At 39.9% G+C, this 9794-nt stretch carries 9 protein-coding genes; 5 read left to right on the top strand and 4 right to left on the bottom strand.

Annotated features, from left to right (window positions below):
- Positions 1-115: 115 nt before the first annotated feature.
- Positions 116-1453 (bottom strand): hemolysin family protein, encoded by a 1338-nt coding sequence (locus ACPC58_RS11235; protein WP_434066008.1) that lies wholly within the window; start codon positions 1451-1453, stop codon positions 116-118.
- Positions 1454-1587: 134 nt separating this feature from the next.
- Between ACPC58_RS11235 and ACPC58_RS11230 the strand changes: the two genes are divergently transcribed.
- Positions 1588-2370, top strand: a complete 783-nt coding sequence (locus ACPC58_RS11230) for an ABC transporter ATP-binding protein (protein ID WP_434066007.1) — start codon at positions 1588-1590, stop codon at positions 2368-2370.
- Positions 2371-2499: 129 nt separating this feature from the next.
- Here ACPC58_RS11230 and ACPC58_RS11225 read toward each other — a convergent pair whose 3' ends face one another.
- From ACPC58_RS11225 to ACPC58_RS11215, 3 genes are read right to left on the bottom strand one after another with little or no spacing between them, the layout of a single operon-like run.
- Positions 2500-4476: a cation:proton antiporter gene (locus tag ACPC58_RS11225; protein ID WP_434066009.1), complete on the bottom strand. Its 1977-nt coding sequence runs from the start codon at positions 4474-4476 to the stop codon at positions 2500-2502.
- 57 nt (positions 4477-4533) lie between these two features.
- Positions 4534-5082: a tRNA (mnm(5)s(2)U34)-methyltransferase gene (locus ACPC58_RS11220; RefSeq protein ID WP_217374770.1), complete on the bottom strand. Its 549-nt coding sequence runs from the start codon at positions 5080-5082 to the stop codon at positions 4534-4536.
- A gap of 9 nt (positions 5083-5091) precedes the next feature.
- Positions 5092-5610 (bottom strand): TetR/AcrR family transcriptional regulator, encoded by a 519-nt coding sequence (locus ACPC58_RS11215; protein ID WP_130554719.1) that lies wholly within the window; start codon positions 5608-5610, stop codon positions 5092-5094.
- 121 nt (positions 5611-5731) lie between these two features.
- Between ACPC58_RS11215 and ACPC58_RS11210 the strand changes: the two genes are divergently transcribed.
- The 4 genes from ACPC58_RS11210 to nadE all read left to right on the top strand — a co-directional run bounded on the left by ACPC58_RS11210 (position 5732) and on the right by nadE (position 9637).
- Entirely contained in the window at positions 5732-6550 is an 819-nt protein-coding gene (locus tag ACPC58_RS11210) for a cation diffusion facilitator family transporter (RefSeq protein ID WP_434066006.1), read from the top strand.
- A 40-nt stretch (positions 6551-6590) separates the two neighbouring features.
- Entirely contained in the window at positions 6591-7235 is a 645-nt protein-coding gene (locus ACPC58_RS11205) for a prepilin peptidase (protein ID WP_217374767.1), read from the top strand.
- Positions 7236-7339: 104 nt separating this feature from the next.
- Positions 7340-8800, top strand: a complete 1461-nt coding sequence (locus ACPC58_RS11200) for a nicotinate phosphoribosyltransferase (protein WP_217374766.1) — start codon at positions 7340-7342, stop codon at positions 8798-8800.
- Positions 8801-8812: 12 nt separating this feature from the next.
- Positions 8813-9637: an ammonia-dependent NAD(+) synthetase gene (gene nadE, locus ACPC58_RS11195; protein ID WP_217374765.1), complete on the top strand. Its 825-nt coding sequence runs from the start codon at positions 8813-8815 to the stop codon at positions 9635-9637.
- Positions 9638-9794: the final 157 nt, after the last annotated feature.

The following is a 9794-nucleotide window of genomic DNA, read 5'->3' as shown; positions in this document are numbered from 1 at the left end:
TGAGCAAAAACAAAAGAGAACGTTTTTTACGTTCTCTAAATGTTATTTATTCAATTCTCCCAATTTAGGACACATACGTTGATCTTAGAAAAGAATAAAAAAAGAAAGACCAAAACTAGTCCTTCTCTTCGTTCTCATCATCAAGTGGGGTGATGAGAATTTTCAATTTTGTTACACGGCCATTTTTCACTTTGTCATTGACCATCACAATGTGGAAACCATTGTTGTCTAATTCGTAGGCTTCTTTTTCATCCTGACTTGGAATGGTTCCAAGCCCTGTCAAGTAAAATCCTGCAATGGTATCAACATCATCACTACTCAAATCCAAATCAAAGTACTCGTTGAAATCATTCAAGGTCATACTGCCTTGGACAATGAACGTATTCTCCGCAATTTCACGCACAAAGATTTCTGTTTTGTCAGTTTCATCATCTATTTCCCCGACAATTTCTTCAAGCAGGTCTTCGAGGGTAACAATCCCTGATACGCCACCATACTCATCTAGTAAGATGGCCATTTGATTTTGAGTATTTCGAAAAGACTTCAGCAAATCATCCACAAAAATCGTCTCAGGAACAAATAGTGGTTCCTGCATAATACGGCGAATATTTAACTGATCGAATCCATTTTTGAAACTTTCAGCAAGAATTTTTTTGGTATGAATGAGGCCAATGATATTGTCTTTATCCCCTTCGTAAACAGGTATTCGAGAAAAATTTTGGCGAATAATTTCTTGCATGATGACGTTAATATCATCTTCGATATTTACCATGAAAGCATCTGTACGCGGTACCATGACTTCACGAGCCATCATTTCATCCAAATTGAATATTCCCTGAAGCATTTCGATTTCTTCAGCATCTAAAGTTTGTTCGCTCTTGGTTAAAATATACTCAATCTCATCTCGAGTCATTTGCTCATCTGCATCATCGAAATTCATAGGCGTAATACGACTAATCAAGTTTGTCGAAGCTGATAACAACCAGACAAAAGGACTTACAATTTTTCCAAGAAAAATAATGACTGGTGCTGTGACAATTGCCAAGTTTTCTTTCATATTCATGGCAATTCGCTTCGGATACAATTCACCAAGAACAATTGATACATATGTCAGCATCGCCAGAGCTAGCCAGTAACCAGCTGTCTGAGCTGTCGCAGAATTTCCCATCCATTTTGCAAACACAGCCCCTAAATCATTGGCCAAGCTAGCACCAGAAAGGATTGAAATAAAGGTGATTCCGACCTGAATCGTAGATAAGAAATTGTTTGGATTTTCTAACACCGTCAAAAGACGAACAAACTTCTTCTCCCCTTCTGCAGCTTTTTGTTCAACTCTCGAACGATTAAGGGAAACTAGAGCCATTTCAGATGCTGAGAAAAAGGCATTGAACAAGGTCAATAAGAATAAAATAGATAGTTGTAAATAGATGGTCTGACTACCAGGGTCTTCCATGATGTTCTCCTATAATAAAATTTATAACATTTCAATTATACCATAAAATCTGAAATATACCATATATCTTGTTAAAAATTCTCAATTGCCGACAGTTTTATGATACAATAATCAAAAGGAATAGGAGATAAGCAATGATTCTTTCATTGAAACATGTCTATTATAAGAGACAGGGTAAAATAATTTTAGAAGATATAAACTGGGAATTTCAACAAGGAGAACGTTGGGCAATTTTGGGTCTCAACGGTGCTGGCAAGTCAACACTCCTGCGTATTCTAATGGCAGAATTTTGGAAAACCTCTGGTGATTTGACAGTATTAGGGGTTGAATTTGGTAAAGGTGACATACCCAGTCTTCGTACGAAAATTGGTGTTGTCGGTTCTTTTCTAGCAGAACGATTTCCCATTGACCTAACTGCAGAACAAATCGTATTGACAGGTAAATATAAGTCCTCCATCCTATATCGTGAATATGGGCAAGCGGAGCTCGACGAAGCAAAAACTATGCTTAAGTCTATTAAGGCTAGTCACCTAATTGGTCGGACTTATGCGAGCCTTTCACAGGGTGAACGCCAACTCTTGCTCATTGCCCGTAGCCTCATGGAATATCCAGCTATTTTGATATTAGATGAAGCAACCGTTGGACTTGACCTATTGGCACGCGAGCGCCTCCTTCATCATATCGATTCTATCTGTCAACTCCCAAATGCTCCTGCCATCATCTATGTCACCCACCACGCAGAAGAAATCACAAACAACTTTACTCACGTCCTCCTTCTAAAAGAAGGGAAAGTCTTGGCACAGGGACCAAAACAAGAAATTCTAACTCCTGCCCTGCTCAGTGATTTTTATGGTAATCAAGTTGAATTGATTGAACTAGGAGACGAGCGATTGTTCATCAAGCCAATTCTTAACTAGTACAATTCAAATGAATCAGATAAGAAAAGACCTAGAATGTTGGAAATTCACTCACAGGTTCTAGGCCTTTTTTTATACTCTTATTTATCATTTTATCACCCGCTCGTGTCTGATTCAATATCCATACATTTAAAAATAATCAAACTCCGTCAGCGCATAACTTTCTAGTTGGTTAATATTGCGCCGCATTTGCTTGGCTGCCATTTGTGATAAATGACCATACTTTTCATATTCTGCAACCACTTTTCTTTCTAAATAATACCCTCGTAACAGATCATCTAAACTTTCGGGTTTCATCCGTCCGATAACATCTTCCACCTTGATTCCTGCATGAATCAATTGAGCTTGGTATAGGTAGAATTCTTTTAGCTGCTGAATGTATTCAGCAGAGAACCTCAACTGATTTTTCTCTAAAAATTGAATAATCTCTGCGGTATTGGCCAAGAATAATTCAGACAATGCTGGATCATACTCATTCTTTTGAGCAGTCGCATCCTGATTCCTTTTCCCTAAACTAGTTCCGATACTAATCCATTCATGATACCACTTATTGATGACCCTTCGACTGATTAGCCATAAGTATTTGAAGGTTGGAACCAGGTCACGATTAATATCCTGTTCCAATGTTCTTAAGTAGTTTTGATAGTGACGGTAGGAAGACAAACTGAGGTGTTCTTTCGCAAATGCAGTCTCTAACCCCTTCTGTTCAATTTCTACCAATTTCAACCTTAAACTGGCCACCTCTTTCCGCATGTCTACAGACATCAGCTGACGATGAAGATGTTCTATCCGCCTATAATATTGACCAATTACAACATAAATACCATTTGGATTTGCGGCATCATCAATATCCAGTTCCAATTCGTTGACCACCACTTGCAGAATAGAGATTCGGACAGAACCTTCTAAAATCGGAGACTCGTTCTTCTGTTTTGCAAACCTTGGTAAAACGACTAAGCCCGCCAAAAAACTCAACAGGGTCACCATTCCGACAGTAAATAGAATCAGACTGTAAATCAAACTATCAAATTCTGGTAACAACAAAATCGTAGCAATAGAGACCGACCCTTTTATCCCTGAAAATGTTAGAATCCCCAGCTCATGCACACTATAAACACTCTTAGAAGACCTTGCTTTTCGATAAGCATTCAAGCAGAGTAAACCAATAAAGCGTAGCAGAAACAGACTAATGGTTAAGAGAATAACTATCCCTAACAAGTGACCATTACTAATCAATGGATTCCTCAAAGCAGGCTGAATGATTCGAGTAAATTCGTACCCAAAAACAAGAAAAACCAACCCATTCAATGAGAAATTTAGAGTATCCCAAACAATTTGGTTCACACGATTTACACGCGCATCAAACAAAGTCATTTTTTTCAACTGCTTCGATTGAAACAGACCTGCAATGACCACTGCAATAATTCCAGAACCACCGATATAGGTAGCCACAAAATAAGCCAGTAAGGGTAATGAAAGTTCGAGCAACAGAACTCCAGGAATATCGGCTGCATCCAATTTTTCAAGTAATGAAACCAAACCACGATGACCAAAAGCAAGAAAAAGTCCTGCGAGCATTCCACCGACAAGTGCCCATACAAACTGAGCACCTGCGCTCACGAAGGAAAAACTACCAGTTGTTAAAGCCAAAATAGCAAATTGAAAAACAACAAGTCCACTCGCATCATTCAGCAAGCCCTCTAGGGTCAAAATGGTTTCTAATCGTTTTGGAAAAGCAAAGCGATTTGATAACACTAAAAAGGCTACAGCATCAGTAGGCGCAAGTGCAGCCCCAAGGGCAAAACTTGCAGAGAGAGGAACCTCTACTGGTAATAAGTAGCCAGCCAAAGTTCCGATTCCCAAGGCTGTTAAAAAGACCAACGGAAAAATTAGGAAGGCAATAACTTTCCAATTTTCCATCAAGTCGTCGACATTACTTTGCTGACCCTCTCTAAAGTTTAAGGGAGCAATAACTAAAGCAAGGAACAATGAAGGATCTAGGGCGAGATTCCCGACTCCAAATAGTAGACCTGCACCAACTCCCAATAAAACTTGAATAAATGGAAGTGGAAATTTGGGATTTAATCGATAAATGGTATTGGAAATAACTAATAGGATTAAAAATATAATGATTTGAACAAAACTTGTAATACAATCACCTCCTTAATTGTTGTTGATACGTTCTATCATCACCAAAAACGGTGGAGTATTGACTTGGTTCAGCGGTTTATAAAGCATGGCAGTAAAGACGGTCTGGTCCAGCTGACTGACAAAGTCTAAGACCGCATCCTTTTCTACTGCTCCGCCCTCGTGGCCATAATAAATCATGATAGCAAGACGACCACCAACAACCAGTCGATCTAGGACTTTTTTGATGGCTTGAAGGGTGGTTTCAGGCAAGGTAATGACTGACTTATCCGCTGAAGGTAGGTAGCCAAGATTAAAAATAGCTGCCTTACATTGATCCACAAACTGATCTAGGCTTTCGTGTCCTGTCAAAACTAATTGGGCATTGGTCAAGCCAGCTTTTTCTAGTTTTTCAGCCGTTGTGTTCAAGGCTTGTTCCTGAATATCAAATGCCACGACCTTTCCTGCTCGCTGAGCTAAGAATAAAGTGTCATGTCCATTTCCCATAGTCCCATCGACAGCAAGGTCTTGGTCTGTTAAAATCTCATCTAAAAAGGCATGTGCCATATGTAATGGTCTAAGCATATTTTCTCCTTAGGCTAATAATTCCAAAAAGTAAGTTGTCAAGGTCACTTCATCTACCTTTTTACGTTGTTGTAGCCACCAGCTGACGGTTTCCACAAAAGTAGTGACAACAAAATGCAGCAATAGGTCCTCTGGAAGACTCCGTTTATCCTGCATGTAATCTTCCATCACTTTTGGATAAATATCATGTTTGAGCTCTGTCTCTAATTCCTTTAAAAAATAGGTGTTGCGTGATAACAAGAGGCTAGCTACTCGGTCTTGATTTGTCCGAAAATGTTTGAAAATATGCGCCAGCAAAACTGTTACATCACTATCTTCACGACCTGTAAACAAATGATGAAATAGGTCATGACAGAGTTCTTCCAAAAGAGCTTCCTTACTGGCATAATGGGCGTAAAAAGTAGAACGGCCAACATCTGCCTTATCAATGACATCCTGCACACGCATGTCATCGTACCCTTTTTCGTTTAATAGGCTCAAAAACGCCTGAAAAATCGCCTTTCGTGTTTTTGCAATTCGTCTATCCATCTCTCGTACATTTCAAACATTATGTTCAAAAACAAACAAAATGTTTTACTTGTTTCTAGTTATTTGGCTCATTTAATTGCATAATGAACCTATAAACAGTATAACATAGAAAGGGTTTGTCATGTCGTCTAGTAAAAATACTTTCATTGCTTTTTTGCTGAATCTTTCTTTTTCTATCATTGAATTTATCTTTGGAGCACTCTTTCACTCCAGCGCCATTTTAGCAGATGCTGTCCATGATTTTGGGGATGCTCTAGCCATTGGCAGCTCCGCATTGATGCAGACCTTCGCAAATAAACCAGCTGATAGCACCTATCCCTTTGGTTACAAGAGATGGAATATTTTGGCAGCACTCTTGACCTCAAGCATTCTAATTACCGGTTCTAGCCTAATTCTTGTGGAAAACATTCCCAATCTTTTCCATCCCCAACCTGTCAACCAAGATGGGATGCTAGTACTTGGAGTGATCGCTATCATCATCAATTTCGCCGCTTCCCGTATTTTAAAAAATGGCCATAGCCATAATGAATCCATTCTTAGTTTGCACTTTCTAGAAGATATTTTAGGATGGCTGGCGGTCATTCTTGTCTCCATTATTCTCCAATTCACTGATTGGTACTTCCTTGATCCCCTGCTTTCAATCATTATTTCTCTATTTATCCTTAGTCAGGCCCTCCCTAAGGCATGGAATAATCTGAAAATCTTTCTTGAACAAACTCCGTCTGGAATAAAGAGTGATGAACTGGCTCTTGAGTTGTTGTCTATACCAAATGTGGAATCCATCGTTCAACTTAAAGTATGGACAATGGATGGATATGAACATTGTGCTACACTGACTGTTAAACTTACTAACCATGCTTTGGCAGGAAAGACCAAAGAAAGAATACGGAATTCTCTTATCACCTATGGAATTCTCCAAATTACCATTGAAACGGTGTAACTTTCTCTTCATTTTCCAAATTGATTACGAATAAATAGGTATGAAGATCTGTATCCTATTTTTCCTCGGAGCTTCAATTGGCTCCTTTTTGGGACTGGTCATTGACCGGTTCCCTGAACAATCCATTATCCGACCATCTAGTCATTGTAGTTCTTGTAAGAAGCGACTCAAGGTTTGGGACCTGATTCCCATTCTTTCTCAGCTTTCAACCGCATCCAAATGTCGTTATTGCAAGGTAAATATTCCCTATTGGTATGCTGGACTAGAATTCTTAACTGGTCTTACTGTCCTGCTCTGCCATTTTCAACTCCTAAGCCTAACTGAAACCATACTCATCCTTGCAGGGCTAGTTTTGACCATTTACGACATCAAGCATCAGGAATATCCTTTTGCCGTCTGGCTCGTTTTTACTTTTGTAGCTCTGTTACTCTCCCAGCTTAACTGGCTCTTTTGTTGCTTTTTAGCCTTGGCTTTTCTGACAGAGAAATGGCAGCTCAATATCGGTTCGGGTGATTTTCTATATTTGGCTAGTCTGTCCCTAATTTGTGGCTTGACTGAAATCCTATGGATTATTCAAATCAGCTCACTCTTAGGCTTATTCGTCTTTACAATATACAAGCCAAGATCCATTCCTTACATACCATTCCTTTTTCTTGCGAGTATTTTCGTCATTCTGTGCATCTAAATCGAGTTTTTCTCGATTTTTTTGTTATAATAGTAGGCATATTAGCGTTCAGTTTCAATAGTAACTGAATCGTCTTCACTTAGGAAGGCAAGAGGAGAAATCTTATGACACTATTTCAGGATGACAGTTTGATACTGCACACCGACCTTTATCAAATCAATATGATGCAGGTCTATTTTGACCAAAATATTCACAATAAAAATGCCGTTTTCGAGGTATACTTCCGTTCTCAACCCTTTAAAAATGGTTATGCGGTCTTTGCAGGCTTGGAGCGCGTGGTGGACTACCTTAATAATCTTCGTTTTAGTCAAACAGATATTGACTACCTAACAGAATTGGGATATCCTCAAGATTTCCTAGATTATTTGGCTCAATTAGAAATGACCTTAACCGTCCGATCTGCAAAAGAAGGTGATTTGGTTTATGCGAACGAACCTATTCTCCAAATCGAAGGTCCTTTGGCACAATGCCAATTGATTGAAACAGCCTTGTTAAACATCGTCAACTACCAAACACTCATTGCTACAAAAGCTCGTCGTATCAAGGCAGTTATTGAAGATGAGCCATTGATGGAATTTGGAACCCGTCGTGCTCAAGAAATGGATGCTGCAATTTGGGGTACACGGGCAGCCTTTATTGGTGGAGCATCTGCGACTTCCAATGTTCGAGCAGGAAAAATCTTTGGCATACCTGTAGCTGGTACCCATGCTCATGCCTTGGTTCAAACCTATGGTGATGATTACAAAGCATTCAAAGCCTATGCGGAAACACATAAAGACTGTGTCTTCTTAGTAGACACCTATGATACACTACGCGTTGGTGTTCCAGCAGCCATCCGAGTTGCAAAAGAGATGGGAGACAAGATAAACTTTAAAGGAGTCCGTATCGACTCTGGGGACATGGCTTACATTTCTAAAAAAGTTCGTCAACAATTAGACGATGCTGGATTTACAGATGCAAAAATTTATGCCTCCAATGATCTTGATGAAAATACCATTTTGAACCTAAAAATGCAAAAAGCAAAAATTGATGTCTGGGGTGTGGGCACAAAACTCATCACTGCTTATGATCAACCAGCATTGGGAGCAGTCTATAAGATTGTATCCATTGAAGACGAAAACGGAAATATGCGCGATACCATTAAGTTGTCTTCCAATGCTGAAAAAGTATCTACTCCAGGTAAAAAACAAGTGTGGCGAATCACCTCTAAAGAAAAAGGGAAATCTGAAGGAGATTACATTACCTTCGCTGATACAGATGTCACTCATCTAGACAGTATCTACATGTTCCATCCAACCTACACCTACATCAATAAAACCATTGAAAACTTTGAAGCACGTCCACTTCTCGTTCCTATTTTTGAGAATGGCAAACAAGTTTACGAGTTGCCAAGTTTGGCAGAAATTCAAGACTACGCCAACAAGGAAATTGATAAACTCTGGGATGAGTACAAGCGCGTACTTAATCCACAACTCTATCCAGTAGACTTGGCTCAAGACGTTTGGGATAATAAGATGAAGCTCATCAACAGTATCCGTCAACAAAGCCAGGCAAAAGCGATTTAAGGGGACTGACTCATGACTTTACAAGAAACAATCATCAATGAATTAGGCGTTAAACCTACTATTGACCCTAAAGAAGAAATTCGTCGCTCCATCAACTTTCTCAAAGACTACCTCAAAAAGCATCCTTTTTTAAAAACCTATGTTTTAGGAATCTCGGGTGGACAAGATTCAACCTTGGCCGGTCGCTTAGCTCAACTGACTATGGAAGAAATGCGCGCAGAAACAGGTGACGATAGCTACCAATTCATCGCTATCCGCCTACCTTATGGTGTGCAAGCTGATGAGACGGACGCCCAAGCAGCACTATCTTTTATCAAACCAGATGTCAGCCTAACCATCAACATCAAGGAATCAACAGATGCAATGGTAGCTGCAGTCAATGCAAATGGACTAGAAATGTCTGATTTTAATAAGGGAAATGTTAAAGCTCGCATGCGCATGATTGCCCAATATGCGATCGCTGGTGAACGCAAGGGAGCTGTCATTGGTACCGACCATGCGGCTGAAAACATTACTGGCTTCTTCACCAAGTACGGTGATGGCGGTGCAGACATCCTCCCCCTCTACCGCCTAAACAAACGCCAAGGCAAGCAACTGCTCGCTGAATTGGGGGCTGATGAAAAACTCTACCTCAAAGTTCCTACTGCTGACTTGGAGGAAAACAAACCAGGCCTTGCTGACGAGGTCGCACTTGGTGTCACATACAATCAAATTGATGATTTCCTTGAGGGAAAAACCATTGATGCTCAAGCGCAAACCATTATCGAAGGCTGGTGGAATAAGACAGCTCATAAGCGCCACTTGCCAATTACTATTTTTGATGACTTTTGGAAATAAACGAATAGCCCCTGACGATAGTGAACCGTCAGGGGTCATTTGTTACACTTATACTCTTCGAAGATCAAAACCAGACGCTGTGTAAGCGCCCCATAACAAGGTATCTATCCAATCACTCCTTCCTCCAGTATACTGTTATAAAAAACAAACTGGAGGA

The sequence above is a fragment of the Streptococcus sp. VTCC 12905 genome (assembly GCF_049893385.1).
GTDB lineage: Bacteria > Bacillota > Bacilli > Lactobacillales > Streptococcaceae > Streptococcus > Streptococcus suis_AA.
This window is presented reverse-complemented; position numbering and strand designations above follow the sequence as displayed.